Source organism: Sphingomonas sp. IW22, from assembly GCF_041321155.1.
GTDB lineage: Bacteria > Pseudomonadota > Alphaproteobacteria > Sphingomonadales > Sphingomonadaceae > Sphingomonas.
The window spans coordinates 1,632,397-1,646,482 of sequence record NZ_JBGGWB010000001.1; the positions used below are offsets into that span (position 1 = coordinate 1,632,397).

8 protein-coding genes are annotated in these 14,086 nt (G+C 64.6%); 6 read left to right on the top strand and 2 right to left on the bottom strand.

From position 1 onward, the window contains the following. Window positions 1–95: 95 nt before the first annotated feature. Together ACAX61_RS08175 and ACAX61_RS08180 are read right to left on the bottom strand one after the other, a co-directional pair. Complete coding sequence (locus ACAX61_RS08175) at window positions 96–2,426, bottom strand: GH92 family glycosyl hydrolase (RefSeq protein ID WP_370714270.1); 2,331 nt, start codon at window positions 2,424–2,426, stop codon at window positions 96–98. After that, the gene (locus tag ACAX61_RS08180; RefSeq protein ID WP_370714271.1) at window positions 2,423–4,534 is read right to left on the bottom strand and encodes a glutaminase family protein; all 2,112 of its coding nucleotides are present in this window, start codon (window positions 4,532–4,534) and stop codon (window positions 2,423–2,425) included. Before ACAX61_RS08180 ends, ACAX61_RS08175 begins: the two co-directional genes overlap by 4 nt. 291 nt (window positions 4,535–4,825) lie before the next feature. On the opposite strand from ACAX61_RS08180, the gene ACAX61_RS08185 reads away from it, so the two are divergent. From ACAX61_RS08185 to ACAX61_RS08210, 6 genes are all read left to right on the top strand, one after another. Further along, window positions 4,826–5,236 carry a septal ring lytic transglycosylase RlpA family protein gene (locus tag ACAX61_RS08185; RefSeq protein WP_370714272.1) on the top strand — a complete coding sequence of 137 codons (411 nt, stop codon included), beginning with the start codon at window positions 4,826–4,828 and terminating at the stop codon, window positions 5,234–5,236. Between the two features lie 79 nt (window positions 5,237–5,315). After that, on the top strand, window positions 5,316–7,991 hold the full coding sequence (gene ppc / locus ACAX61_RS08190) for a phosphoenolpyruvate carboxylase (RefSeq protein WP_370714273.1): 2,676 nt from the start codon (window positions 5,316–5,318) through the stop codon (window positions 7,989–7,991). A 31-nt stretch (window positions 7,992–8,022) separates the two neighbouring features. Beyond that, complete coding sequence (locus ACAX61_RS08195; protein WP_370714274.1) at window positions 8,023–8,946, top strand: ABC transporter ATP-binding protein; 924 nt, start codon at window positions 8,023–8,025, stop codon at window positions 8,944–8,946. Between the two features lie 43 nt (window positions 8,947–8,989). Next, the gene (gene nadB / locus ACAX61_RS08200) at window positions 8,990–10,576 is read left to right on the top strand and encodes an L-aspartate oxidase (RefSeq protein WP_370714275.1); all 1,587 of its coding nucleotides are present in this window, start codon (window positions 8,990–8,992) and stop codon (window positions 10,574–10,576) included. Window positions 10,577–10,733: 157 nt separating this feature from the next. Further along, entirely contained in the window at window positions 10,734–11,852 is a 1,119-nt protein-coding gene (locus ACAX61_RS08205; protein WP_370714276.1) for a serine hydrolase, read from the top strand. A 75-nt stretch (window positions 11,853–11,927) separates the two neighbouring features. After that, a complete protein-coding gene (locus ACAX61_RS08210) occupies window positions 11,928–14,084 on the top strand; it encodes a M3 family metallopeptidase (protein ID WP_370714277.1) in 2,157 nt (718 codons plus the stop codon). The last annotated feature ends 2 nt before the right edge of the window (window positions 14,085–14,086 follow it).

The window sequence follows — 14,086 nt, forward strand, 5'->3', positions numbered from 1 at the left end:
CGGGGAAGCCCTTTTTGGGGAGAGAGCGGGCTTCCCCGGACAGCACCTCGCCGGTTCGGGCCGGGGGGCTTGCGCCTGGCGAGGCTAACCGGGGATCAGGGCATGGGCGTCATCGACGGGGGCGCGGTGTCGGGCGCGCTGCCCCATTTGCCGGGCTTGGGCCCCATCACGAACTCGAACCGACCGCCCTTTGCGATATCGGCATGGCGGAACCACGGACGGTTCCACGGGCGGCCGTTCAGCGTGGCGGACTGGATATAGACGTTGGTGGGCGAGTTGTTCTTCGCCACCACCTCAAATGTCGCACCACCGCCCATCCGCATCGCCACGCGATCGAAAACGGGACTGCCGATGACATAGACGTCGCTTGACGGATCGACGGGATAAAAGCCCATCGCGCTCATCACATACCAGGACGATGTCGCGCCCTGATCGTCCATGCCGGGAAAGCCCAGCCCTGCCGCGTCGCTGCCATAGAGCGTATCGAGGATGCGGCGGGTCAGCGCCTGCGTCTTCCATGGCTGCCCGCCCCATGCGTAGAGATAGGGCGCGTGCTGATCGGGCTGATTGCCCTGCACGAACTGGCCGATCAGTCCGGTACAATCGCGGCACACGCCCTTGGGCGCATAGGGCGTCGCGAAAAACCGGTCGAGCTTGGCATTGAATGCCGCACGTCCACCCAGGCCGCGCGCCAGCCCGCCGACATCGTGCGGCACCAGCCACAATGTCGACCAGCCCGACGCTTCCTTCATCATGAAGTTGTAATAGGGCTCCTGCGGATCGAACGGCGCGATCCACTTGCCGTCTTCGGTCCGCCCGCGCACGAAGCCCGTCGTGGCGTCGAACACGTTACGCCAGTTCGCCGCCCGCTTGCGGAACAGCGCGGCGTCGGCACTTTTGCCCAGCCGCTCGGCCAGTTCGGCCATGGCGTGATCGTCCCACGCATATTCCAGCGTCTTGGCCGCACCCGCCTTGCCGCCGGCATAAGGCGGGCTGGGATTGCCGTCGGGCACAATGTCCGACACCCAGCCGCGGGCCATATACTCCGCCAGATAATCGCGCGGCCCCTTTGGATCGACGGCATTGCGGCGCAGATATTCATAGGCGGCGGCATAATCGAACGGGATGCCGCGCCGCATCGCCCCCAAATACAGGAACACCGCGTTATCCGCGTGGAACGACGTGTTCATATAGCCGCGCGTCCGCGCCATATCGAGCTCGGACGCCATGATGTCGCGCACGACATCGGGTTCCAGCAGCTCCAGCAGCACGATCTGGTTGCGGCCCGTATCCCAAAAAGGAACCGGCCCATATCGGTCATGCGTCGCGGTGCGAACCCGCCCCTTGGCGTCGGCGAACTGCTCACCCTTGCGCGCGATCAGGCGCGGGCTGGCAAAGGACTGAAACAGCGTGGAGTAGAATAGCCGCCGCTGCTTTTCGGTGCCGCCGGACACCTGAATCCGGCCCAGCAGGTCGGACCATTCGGCACGCGCCGCGCCCCGCACCTTGTCGAAATCATAATCGGGCAGTTCGGCACGCAGCTTCCGCTCGGCATCGGCATAGCTGTGGCCATGCGCCATCCGCATCAGCACCGCTTCGCCATCCCGCGTCGTGAAGTTCAGATAGGCGCCCGCGAAATTGCCCGAAATGCTGCGCCGCCCCGCCTGCACGTCCTTTTCGCCAATGCCCCATGCGGGTCGGTCCAGAACGCCGCGAAACGTCCCCATGCCCGTAAATGGCTTGGAAAATTCGGCAATGAAATAGGCCTGCTCCGCCCGGTCGCCGTCGCGCGCGGCATGGCCGCGGATGGTGCGGTCGCCCACAACCTCCACTTCGCCACCGCGTCGGCGCAGATTGACCAGCACATGCGCCCGGTCGGTCTGTGGAAAGGTAAAGCGCATCAGGCTGGCCGCGCGCGTGGCGGTCAGTTCGGCACGGGTGCGAAAACTGTCTAGGAACACCGAATAATAGCCGGGCCGCGCGACCTCCCGCCCCTTGTCATAGGCGGACTGGGTATAAGCGGGCGGCACCGTCCAGTCGCCGACAACCGGCATCACCATCGGCTCGGCACGCCCGCCATAGGTCGGACCCCCGCCGCCCGTGAAGCCGATCATCGACGGGTTGGGGTAATGATAGGGCGTCGGAACGCCGGTGGGATAGTTCAGGTCCAGATTGACGTTCACAGGTGCCGCTTCGACCCCGCTGTGCGGCAGTCGTGCGCCGGGGGACGTGATGCCCGAATAGACCGGCTCACCCGGCGGCGGTGCGTTGCCGATCAGTTCCTGTCGGTCGAGCGGCGCGGTACCGACGCGGGCATCGACCAGATCGACCGGCGCCCGCTTCCCGTCCTGCGCCGTAAGGGGTGCGCCGACCACTGCGATCAGGGCTACACCGGCCAGCGCGCGGTACAGGGTCGCGCGGCTCATTTCGCGTCTCCGGCACCGCGCGCGCGGCTGGCCCATTTCCGCCAGAGCGCCGGATCGGACAGCATCTTCATATAAACGCCGCCGACCACGGACCGCGCCTGAAAGCCGACCTGTCGTCCGTCGGTCGTTTCATACCAGTCGCTGAGCGGCACGCGCGTCGGGCTTTCGCGCATGAAACGATGGACGGGGGCGACCAGCGACCGGAAATCGGCGCCGCTGTCGGCCAGCGTCGCGCTCCACACGATCCAGTCGAGCTTGGTATAGGTTTTGCGATTGTCGAGCGGCAGGCCAAAGGGGCCCTGCTGGGTCAGGTAAAAACGCACTTCGCTCTGCGCCAGCGCGTCGGGGAACAGGTTGCGATCCAGCACCTTGTCCCAGACAAGGTTGTACTTCTGGCTCCACGTGCCCGGCTTGTCGAAGGCCAGGCGCGTATGGTCGCCGTCCCTGGCCATGGTCAGCCACTGGCGCGCCATGTTCCGCGCGGCGGTGCGGTAACGACCGGCCTCACCCGATTTCCCCAGCATCCGCGCCAGTTCGGCATAGGCGTCCAGCGCACTGATCGCCTTGATCGACAGATTGGCATTATGGGCAAGATGCCCGGCGAAATCGTCGGTGCTCAGCTGATTTTCGGGGTCCAGCCCCTTGTCGAGCAGGAAATCGGCCCAGCGCGACAGCAAGGGCCAATATTCGCCCGCAAAGTCGGCATTGCCGCGCACCTTGGCCAGCGCGGCGATCATCAGCAGCATGTTGCCGCTTTCCTCGACTGGCATCTGGTCGTCGGCGGATGTTTCACCCCCGCCATAAACCTGACCGTTCGCCTGTGGGTAGGTGCCAAGGTCGTGCGGCGCAAAGGGGAAGCGCCAGCGCGGCATCTTCGCATAATCGAGGATGGGTCGCAGCTGTGCTTCGAGCAGGCCGGGATTCAGCAGCAGGAAAAAGGGCGACGACGGGTACGTGACATCGACGGTCGCGATGCAGCCGTTGCTGAAATTTTCCTTCGAGAAATAAAGCGGCCGTCCGTCGATATCGGCCACCAGCTTGTGCGCGGCCAGTGTCTGGCGATAGGCGACAACCGCGAGTTCGGCATATTCGCGCCCGCCGGCCCGCTCCAGATCGCCGATCAGTTCGCGGTCGAACGCCGCGCCGCGTTCGCGCAGCGACGCTTCCTCAGCCTCCGCCTTCAACAGCAGTTCGGCCATGGTCATGCCGTCGCGTCGCCAATAAGCGGGCAACCGCCGCTTGAAATATTCGATCGCGTCGATGTCGTCATAGGCCAGCATCGCACGGCGGGTCTGGGCCTCGGCGCCGACGGTGCCGAAATCGAACCGCGTGGCCATCAGGGGCCGGTTCTGATGCGCCAGACGCGGCATCGCCAGATCGTCGGCGGGCAATTGCTTGCCCTCCATGAACGCGCCGCGATCGCCCATGCCGATCATCGCGGTGGTCGCGCCCGGCTGTTGCGGAACCGCCAGTTGTGCCCAGCCCCAATCGATGCGCAGATTGTCACCGACCTTTTGCAGCACCGCCTGCTCGCTGGTGCCGATCCGCATGACGGTCATGTCACCGACCCGCGCGCTGCCCCAGGTGACGCGCTGCTGCTCGCTGTCGACCGCCAGTTGCGCGCTGGCGTCAAAATACAGCTGGACGGCATGAGGGCGCCCGTCTGCGGAGCGGACGGACCAGCTCAGATAAGTGACTGGGCGCGACAACAAGTCGAGATCGTTGGGCAGCGCAGGGGTGAAGAAGGTCGCGGTCAGCCGGATGCCGCCGCCTTCCATCTCATAGGCGGTCGTCGTCGGCGTGATCGAACGCGATCGCTGGACCATCGCCTCCCCGCCGCCGCCGCCCATGAAGCGCAACAGCTTGCCATCGACGCGGACGAACCCGCTCAATTGCTGCTCGCTCCCGGTCCAGTGGCGGGTCGGTCGTTCGGCCAGCAGGTCCTCGAAGCTCCAGATACTGAAATAAGGGTCGTGCGCGACCAGCGGAGTCGCGGGCGTGCGCGTCGTCACGGGCGCCTGCGCCGCGAGCGGCGAGGTGGCGGCCGCCAATATCGCCAGCCCTGCGATCCGGCAGAATGCGGCGGAATGGTTACGACGAAACCCCATTATCCGATCTCCCTGTCGTCACGTCGAACGCGTGATCTTTCGCGCAACTTACCGACCGGGGATCAAAGAATAAAGCAATTTCGTTGTTTAATTAGCCCGCGCTTGCCGTGTTGCAGAGAGCGCGCCTTCGTGACCACTATCCAGCGCCAGCAAGCGGCACACAGCCGCGCATTTTCGGATTGATGGTGAGATTCCAGCGGCGAAACGATCGCCTTGTTCAGGCAAAGCCGAACTTCGCGTGCTAATCCCTCCCTGCCCGCCCAGCGTCGCGGGTGCCATGGGGGATCACATGTGTCGTTGAAACGCTCGCTCGCCGTGATCGGTTCCGGTTTTGCCCTGTTCGTCGCAACCCCCGCGCTGGCGGAAGAAGCGGCTTCGGCAACCGAAAGCCCCTCGGTGATCGAGAAGGTAGGCGAAGGCCTTGCCAGTTTCTTCGGCCGTGAAATCGCCGGCAATCGCACCGCCAGCGGTGAGAAATGCGATCCTGACACACTGACTGCCGCCCATCGCACCCTGCCCTTTGGCAGTCTGGTTCGTGTAACCGATGCACTGACGGGCAACAGCGTGATCGTCCGCATCAATGATCGCGGCCCCTTTTCGGGCAAGCGCGTGATTGATCTTTCCAAGGCGGCGGCACGTGAACTGGGTATTGTCGGTCGCGGGACCGCGCGCGTTTTGCTGAGCCTGGCGTCACAGAACTGAAATCTTGCTGCGTGCAACGAATGTCCTGCATTCGTATTGATGCGTTGACCTGATACCCGCTGGGGTGCAGCACCCGCACATGGCCAGTTTACCCCCCATCGCGAACAATCCGGACATCCGCTTTCTCGGGCGGCTGCTGGGTGATGTCATCCGTGCTTTCGGCGGCGAAGCGCTGTTCAAGCGGATCGAATATATTCGCTCCACATCAGTGGACCGCCATCGCGGGGTCGCAGGTGCCGATGCGATCGATCCGGGTCTCGACCGGCTGAGCCTGGACGAAACGCTGGATTTCGTTCGCGGATTCATGCTGTTTTCGATGCTCGCAAACCTGGCGGAAGACCGGCAGGGCATCGCCCGCGATGAGGGCGCCGATGTCGAACATGCGCTTGCCCGGTTGAAAGCCGACGGCATCGACAAGGCGCGTGTGCTGGACCTGCTGGCCAATGCGCTGGTCGCGCCGGTGCTGACCGCCCACCCGACCGAGGTGCGGCGCAAGTCGATGATCGACCACCGCAACCGCATCGCCGAACTGATGGCGCTCAAGGATCGCGGGCTGGAAGAGACCGAAGACGGCGACCATATCGACGAGGCAATCCTGCGCCAGATCGCGTTGCTGTGGCAGACGCGGGTGCTGCGCCGCGAACGGCTGTTCGTCGCGGACGAGGTGGAAACGGCGCTCAGCTATCTGCGCGACGTGTTCCTCCCCGCGCTGCCCGCGCTTTATGCCCGCTGGGACCGGGCGCTGGGCACGCGCTGTCCCGCTTTCCTGCGGCCCGGCAGCTGGATCGGCGGCGACCGTGACGGCAACCCCTATGTCACCGCCGAATCGCTGACCCTTGCCCTTGCCCGCGCGGCTGAGGCGGCGCTGGGCCATTACATGGCCGAAGTGCATGCGCTGGGCGCCGAACTGTCGATCTCTACCGAGATCACGCCGGTCAATGGCGAGGTCGGCAAGCTGGCCGAGACAAGCGGCGACACCGCCGCCAGTCGTGCCGACGAACCCTATCGCCGGGCGCTGTCGGGCATTTACGCCCGACTGGCCGCCACCCACCGCGCGCTGGTGGGCAAGCCCGCCCCGCGTCCCGGCCCCCTGACGGGCGAGCCATATGGCGATCCCGCCGAACTGCGTGAGGAACTGGCCGGACTGGCGCGCGGACTGGCGGCAAAGGGCGAGGGAATTCTGGCGTCGGGCGGCGCGCTGGGCCGGCTGATCCGGGCGGTCGAGGTTTTTGGCTTCCACCTCGCCACGCTGGATATGCGCCAGAACTCGGCCGTGCATCAGCGCGTCGTGGCTGAATTGCTGAAGGTCTCTGGTGTGGAGGTCGATTATGCCGCGCTGGACGAACAGGCGCGGATCGCCGTGTTGCGGCGTGAACTGGCCAGCCCCCGGCCGCTGACCAGCCCCTATGCCGAATATTCGGACGAGACGGCGGGCGAACTCGCGATCCTGCACGCCGCCGCCGCCGCGCATGGGCGCTATGGGCGGCAGTGCATCAACCAATATGTGATTTCGATGGCGCAGTCGGTCAGCGACCTGCTGGAAGTCCATCTGATGCTGAAGGAAGCGGGCCTGTGGATCCCCGGCGAGCCGCCGGTTGCCCATGTCATGGTGGTGCCGCTGTTCGAAACCGTCGCCGATCTTGAGGCGGGCGCCGACATCATGCGCGAATATCTGGCGCTGCCGGAAATCGCCGCGACCACGACCGCGCGCGGCCATCAGGAAGTGATGATCGGCTATTCCGATTCGAACAAGGATGGCGGCTATCTGACCTCAACCTGGCAATTGTCGCGCGGTTCGACCGCGCTGGCGCCGGTGTTCGAGGCGGCGGGCGTCGGCATGCAGCTGTTCCACGGGCGCGGCGGCGCGGTGGGGCGCGGCGGCGGATCGTCCTTTGCCGCGATTCAGGCACAGCCACCGGGTACGGTGCAGGGCCGCATCCGCATCACCGAACAGGGCGAAGTCATCGCCGCCAAATATGGCACGCGCGCCAGCGCCATCGCCAATCTTGAAGCGATGACATCGGCTACCCTGCTCGCCAGCCTTGAACCGGAACGGCTGTCGGCGGGCGATGCCGAGCGTTTCGGCGCGGCAATGGACGAATTGTCGGCCACCGCGTTCAAGGCGTATCGCGGGCTGGTCTATGACACCGACGGGTTCCGCAGCTTCTTCCGGCAGATGACGCCGATCACAGAGATTTCGGGGCTGAAGATCGGTTCGCGCCCCGCCAGCCGCAAGAAATCAGACGCGATCGAGGATCTGCGCGCGATTCCGTGGGTGTTCAGCTGGGCACAGGCGCGCGTCATGCTGCCGGGCTGGTACGGCGTCGGACAGGCGATCGACGCATTCGCCGACAAGGGGTTGCTGCGCGAAATGGCGTCGGGCTGGCCCTTCTTTGCCGCGACGCTGGCCAATATGGAAATGGTGCTCGCCAAGTCCGACATGGGCGTGGCGGCACGCTATGCCCGTCTGGTCGAGGACGAAGCGGCGCGAGACGAAATCTTCGGGCGGATCCGCGATGGCTGGCAGAAAACGCATGACGGCCTTTTGACCATTACGCGCCAGACCCGGCTGCTGGAGAAAAACCCCGCGCTCGACACGTCGATCCGGCTGCGCCTGCCCTATATCGAACCGCTCAATCTGCTCCAGATCGAGCTGCTCAAGCGGCACCGCGCGGGTGAGGACGATCCGCGCATCGGCGAAGGCATCCTGTTGTCGATCAACGCAATCGCAACCGCATTGCGCAACAGCGGCTGACTTTGGCGCGCGGGCGCATTAGGTGGCGTTCATGACCGAAGCCGCCATTTCGATCCGCGACCTGTGCAAAACCTATGCGGGGGGCAAGCGCGCGCTGGACGGCGTGACGTTCGACGTGCCGCGGGGGCAGGTGTTCGGCCTGCTCGGCCCCAATGGCGCGGGCAAGTCGACGCTGATCAACATCCTGGCCGGGCTGGTCAACAAGACCGGTGGCACGGCGTCGATCTGGGGCTTCGACATCGACGCCCACCCGCGCAATGCCAAGGCGTCGATCGGCATCGTCAATCAGGAAATCACCTTCGACCCGTTCTTCACGCCGTTCGAGACGCTGGAGAATCAGGCCGGTTTCTACGGCGTGCCAAAGGCGAAGCGCCGCAGCATGGACCTGTTGCGTGCCATGGGGTTGGAGGACAAGGCGAATGCCTATTCCCGCACGCTGTCGGGCGGGATGAAGCGGCGGCTGATGGTGGCAAAGGCAATGGTCCATTCGCCGCCCGTCATCGTGCTGGATGAACCGACGGCGGGCGTCGACATCGAACTGCGCCGCCAGTTGTGGGATTATGTCCGCGGCCTCAACGCACGCGGCGTGACGGTGGTGCTGACCACCCATTATCTCGAAGAAGCCGAAGAGCTTTGCGACCGTATCGCCATCATCAATCATGGGCGCGTCGTCGCCAATGAACCCACCCGCGCGCTGATCGGCATGGCGCAGGAAAAGCAGGTGGTCGTGACCCTCGACCGCGACGTGACGACACCGCCCGGCAATGCGTGCTTCGAAAAGGTCGAGGTGCTGGACGAACGCACGCTGGCCATCACCTATCGCAAGGACCGCGCGAACGCGGGCGAAGTGCTGGCCGCGATTACGCGCGACGGATTCGGTATCGTCGACGTGACCACGCGCGAGGCGGACCTTGAGGACGTATTCCTCAACCTGACGCGCGCCGCCAATGGCTGATCGCCGCGCGCAAAGCGGGCTTGTTTCACGGGAAGGAGTTTCGATGACCAGCGACGTCCTCGTCATCGGGTCGGGCGCGGCGGGGCTGACGGCGGCGTTGAACCTGGCGGACCGCTTCAGCGTCACCGTGCTGGCCAAGGGACGGCTGGACGAAGGGTCGACCGCCTGGGCGCAAGGCGGCATCGCCGCCGTGCTGGAACCGGGCGACACGTTCGAGCATCATGTCCGCGACACCATCGTCGCGGGTGCTGGCCTGAATGACCGGGCGACGGTCGAATTCGTGGTCGAACGCGCACCCGCTGCGATCGAGCGGCTGGCGGCACTGGGCGTGCCGTTCAACGTGGCCGAAAATGGTGGCAATGGCTGGCACCTGACGCGGGAGGGCGGGCACAGCCACCGGCGCATCGTTCATGTCGATGACGCGACGGGATGGGCCGTGCAGGACGCGTTGCTGCGCGCGGCGCACGCGCATCCCAACATCACGCTGGTGCCCGACATGGTCGCCATCGACCTGGCCACCAGCCGCCACGAAATGCGTTATTCGGGCGCGGGGCATGTCCACGGCGTCTATGCCTATAACCGCGGCACTGGGCAGGTCGACTTGTACACTGCCCGCGCGACCATATTGGCGACGGGTGGTGCGGGGCGCACCTATCAATTCTCCACCGCGCCGCGGGGCGCGACGGGGGACGGCATTGCCATGGCGTGGCGCGCGGGCGCGCGTGTGTCGAACATGGAATTCATGCAATTCCACCCGACCTGCCTGTTCCATCTGGAGGTCAAGAACTTCCTGATTACCGAAGCGGTGCGCGGCGAAGGGGGGCGGTTGATCAATCCGACCACCGGCAAGCGCTTCATGACCTATTACGATGCCGAACGGCTTGAACTGGCACCGCGCGATGTGGTCGCCCGCGCGATCGACGCAGAAATCAAGCGTTTCGGCCTGGACTTCGTTCATCTGGACATCAGCCATCGCGGGCCGGATTTCGTGAAGGCGCATTTCCCGACCATTCATGCGCGCCTGTCCGAACTGGGCATCGACATGACCCGCGAACCCATTCCGGTGGTGCCGGCGCAGCATTACACCTGCGGCGGCGTGGTGGTGGACCGTGACGGTCGCACCGACCTGCCCGGCCTGTATGCCGCGGGAGAGGTCAGCCAGTCGGGGCTGCACGGCGCCAATCGCCTGGCGTCGAACTCGCTGCTCGAATGTTTCGTGTTCGGGGAAGCGGCCGCGAACCATATCGCCGCGCATTGGGACGACCTGCCCCCGCCGCCCGCCATCCGGCCATGGGACGACAGCCGCGTCACCGACAGCGACGAGGAAGTGGTCATCAAGCAGAACTGGACCGAAATCCGCCGCTTCATGTGGAATTATGTCGGCATCGTTCGCACCACCAAGCGGCTGGAGCGCGCGCAGCACCGCATCAAGATGCTGCAGGAGGAAGTGGCCGATTATTACGGGCATTTCCGCGTGACCCCCGACCTGATCGAGCTTCGCAACCTGCTTCAATCGGCGGAATTGATCGTGCGGTCCGCGCTGCACCGGCATGAAAGCCGGGGGCTGCATTACACGCTCGACTATACCGACACGCTGGACGCCGCCGCCGACACGGTTCTGATCCCTTGAACCGGTGCGGAAGCATCTGAATTAACGGTATTCGCCGGTTGTCCGTCATCCGTCGATAGCATAGATGTATTCGTCGCAGCCGCGTCGCGCATGGCTTGCCCGGCATGGCCCGGCTGCACCATGGTGGCGACCGTGACGGGGGGCTTGGCGGACTGAGATGGTGCTGACTCAATTTTCGGTGCTTGAGCGTGCATTGACGCTTGGCGGACTTGCGCCGCTCATGCTGATCGGGGCGGCCCCGCAGCATCGCGACGGACGCATCACCGAATTGCTGCCGCCCGGTTATGTTCACAAGCAGGAACGACCGCGTGAAGTTGTGGTTCCCGCTCCCACGCCCTTGGTCACCGACATCAACGGCCTGGTCGGCAGCTTTGGCGGTAAGGTGGGCGTTGCGGTCAAAAGCATCGACGCGGGGTGGATGGTCGCGAAAAATGGCGACGTGCCGATGCCGCAGCAATCGGTCAGCAAGCTGTGGGTGACGCTGACCCTGCTGGATCAGGTGGATCAGGGCCGCGTAAGGCTGGACGATCCGATCACCGTCACCAAGGAAGACCTGACGCTGTTCCACCAGCCGATCGCGTCGCTTCTGAAGAACGGGGTCTACAACACCACGGTGCGCGAACTGGTGCGCCGCGCGATGACCATGAGCGACAATACCGCCAATGACCGGTTGTTGCGCCATGTCGGCGGGCCGGCGGTGGTCAACGCCTTTATCAAGCGTCATTCGCTGGGCGCGATCAAGTTCGGTCCCGGCGAGCGCCTGTTGCAAAGCCGCACGGCGGGGCTGCCCTGGCGGCAGGACTACGCCATGGGCCGCGCGTTCCAGGCGGCACGTGCCAAGCTGCCGCCCAATGTGCGCCAGACTGCGTTCAACAGCTATGTCGCAAACCCGATCGACGGCGCCGCCGCCGGTTCGATCGCCAATGCGCTGACCAAGCTGAAGCGCGGGGAGCTGCTGTCGCCCGCCTCTACCCAGTGGCTGATCGCGACGATGGAAAGCTCGCGCACCGGCCATGCGCGCCTTCGCGCCAGCGTGCCGCCGGGCTGGAAACTGGCGCACAAGACCGGCACCGGGCAGGATCTGATGGGGCGTACCGCCGGGTTCAACGATGTCGGCATCCTGACCGCTCCCAATGGCCGCAGCTATGCCGTGGCGGTGATGATCGGTGACACCACTCGCCCCATCCGCGAGCGGCAGAAGCTGATGCAGAATGTCGTCGCGCGGGTTGTCGCCTATCACAACAGCGAAAAACCCCAGCCCCTGCTGGCAAACTGATCGGCAGCATTGCTTGCGCCCGGCGTGACGGAGTGGTTATCGTTGCAACCATTCCTCATGCCTTTGGGAAACCCGATGAAATCTGCCACCGGCGCGATCCTGTTCGCCACCGCTTCGTTGCTTGCCCTCAGCGCGCAGGCCAATGCCATGACCCAGAACCAGACCACCGCACCCGCTGCCGTCGATCCCACACCCATGACCGCCGAATGGACCGGCGCGTTCGACGGGGTGCCCCGGTGGGACAAGGTGAAGCCCGCCATGTTCCCCGCCGCGTTCGAACGCGCCATGGCGGAGGCACGGGCGCAGTTCGTGGCAGTGCGCGACAACCCCGCCGCCCCCACCTTCGCCAACACGATCGAGGCACAGGAAAGGGCGATCAACGCCTTTGACCGCGTATATCCGGTGTGGGGCGTCTATAACAGCAACCTCGCCACGCCAGAGGTTCAGGCGATCGCCGCCGAATGGAACCCCAAGCTGTCGGCGTTTGCGACCGAACTCAGCCTTGATCCCAAGATGTTCCAGCGGGTCAAGACGCTGTACGACAAGCGCCAGACGCTGGGCCTGAACGCACAGCAGATGCGCCTGCTGGAACGCACCTATCGCGATTATGTCACGTCCGGCGCGCTGTTGAACGAAAGCCAGAAGGCCGAGGTCAAGCGCATCAACGGCGAACTAGCCAAGGCCTATACCGACTTCAGCCGCAAGGTGCTGGCGGATGAGGAAACGGCGATCATCATCGACAGCGAGGCCGATCTGGCCGGCCTGCCCGACAGCTTCAAGGCGAGCCTTGCTGACGAGGCGAAGGCACGCGGGCAAGCGGGCAAATGGGCAGTCAAGAACACCCGTTCGTCGATGCAGCCCTTCCTGATGTACGCGCACAACCGTCCGCTTCGCGAAAAGGTGTACAAGGCGTACATCAATCGCGGCGACAATGGCGACGCGAACGATACCAATGCGACCATCGCCACGATTCTGAAACTGCGTCAGGATCGTGCAAAGGTGCTGGGGTTCAAGAACCACGCCGAATATCGCATGGACGACACGATGGCGGAAACGCCCGAAGCCGCGATGAAGCTGATGATGTCGGTCTGGCCCGCCGCCCGCGCGCGCGTGGCAGAGGAAGTGGCCGACATGCAGAAGCTGGCCGATCAGGAAGCCGCCGCCGGCAAGGGGCCGAAGATCAAGATCGAGGGCTGGGACTACCGCTACTACGCCGAAAAGGTCCGCAAGGCGAAGTACGACCTCGATGAAGGAGAGGTGAAGCCGTATCTTGAGCTGAACAACATGGTCGACGGCATGTTCTATGCCGCCGGTCGCCTGTACGGCCTTCAGTTCAAGGAAAATACCGGCACCATCCCGGTCTTCCACCCCGATGTCCGCACGTTCGAAGTGACGCGCGGCGGCCAGACGGTCGGCGTGTTCTACCTCGACAATTTCGCGCGTGCGGGCAAGCGGTCGGGCGCATGGGCCACCGCCTATCGCACGCGCACGGGCCTGCGCGGCGAACGCATCGTGCTGGCGTCGAACAACAACAACTTCACCAAGGGCGCGGCGGGTGAGCCGACGCTGGTCAGCCTGGACGATGCGACCACGCTGTTCCATGAATTCGGCCACGCGCTGCACAGCCTGCTGGGCAAGCCTTATTATCCCGGCCTTGCCGGCACGCCGCGCGACTTCGTCGAATATCCCAGCCAGGTGAATGAAAACTGGCTGCTGACCCCCGACGTGCTGAACCGCTTTGCCAAGCATTACAAGACGGGTCAGCCGATCCCGGCGGCGCTGGTGGAAAAGATCAAGAAGGCGCAGACCTTCAACCAGGGCTTCGACACGGTCGAATATCTGTCGTCGGCGATCGTCGACATGAAGCTGCACAACCGGGAGACGCCGGTGACCGATCCCGACGCGTTCGAACGGGAGGCGCTGGCCGAAATCGGCATGCCGGACGAAATCGTGATGCGGCACCGCTTGCCGCAGTTCAATCACCTGTTCTCGTCCGACGCCTATTCAGCGGGCTATTACAGCTATCTCTGGTCGGAAACGATGGACGCCGACACCTGGGCCGCGTTCGAGGAAACGGGCGACGTCTGGAACAAGGGTGTGGCCGACCGTTTCCGCACGGTGCTGCTCGAAACCGGCAACGAAACCGACCGCAAGCAAGCCTATCGCACCTTCCGCGGCCGCGACCCCGATGTGCAGGCGCTGTTCAAGCGTCGCGGTTTCCCGACACAATAAGC

What these genes read in the sequence shown, in the direction of transcription:
- ACAX61_RS08195 (WP_370714274.1), top strand. Translation starts at nt 8,023, where the DNA reads ATGACCGAAGCCGCCATTTCGATCCGCGACCTGTGCAAAACCTATGCG.
- ppc (WP_370714273.1), top strand. Translation starts at nt 5,316, where the DNA reads ATGGCCAGTTTACCCCCCATCGCGAACAATCCGGACATCCGCTTTCTC.
- nadB (WP_370714275.1), top strand. Translation starts at nt 8,990, where the DNA reads ATGACCAGCGACGTCCTCGTCATCGGGTCGGGCGCGGCGGGGCTGACG.
- ACAX61_RS08175 (WP_370714270.1), bottom strand. Translation starts at nt 2,426, where the DNA reads ATGAGCCGCGCGACCCTGTACCGCGCGCTGGCCGGTGTAGCCCTGATC.
- ACAX61_RS08205 (WP_370714276.1), top strand. Translation starts at nt 10,734, where the DNA reads ATGGTGCTGACTCAATTTTCGGTGCTTGAGCGTGCATTGACGCTTGGC.
- ACAX61_RS08210 (WP_370714277.1), top strand. Translation starts at nt 11,928, where the DNA reads ATGAAATCTGCCACCGGCGCGATCCTGTTCGCCACCGCTTCGTTGCTT.
- ACAX61_RS08180 (WP_370714271.1), bottom strand. Translation starts at nt 4,534, where the DNA reads ATGGGGTTTCGTCGTAACCATTCCGCCGCATTCTGCCGGATCGCAGGG.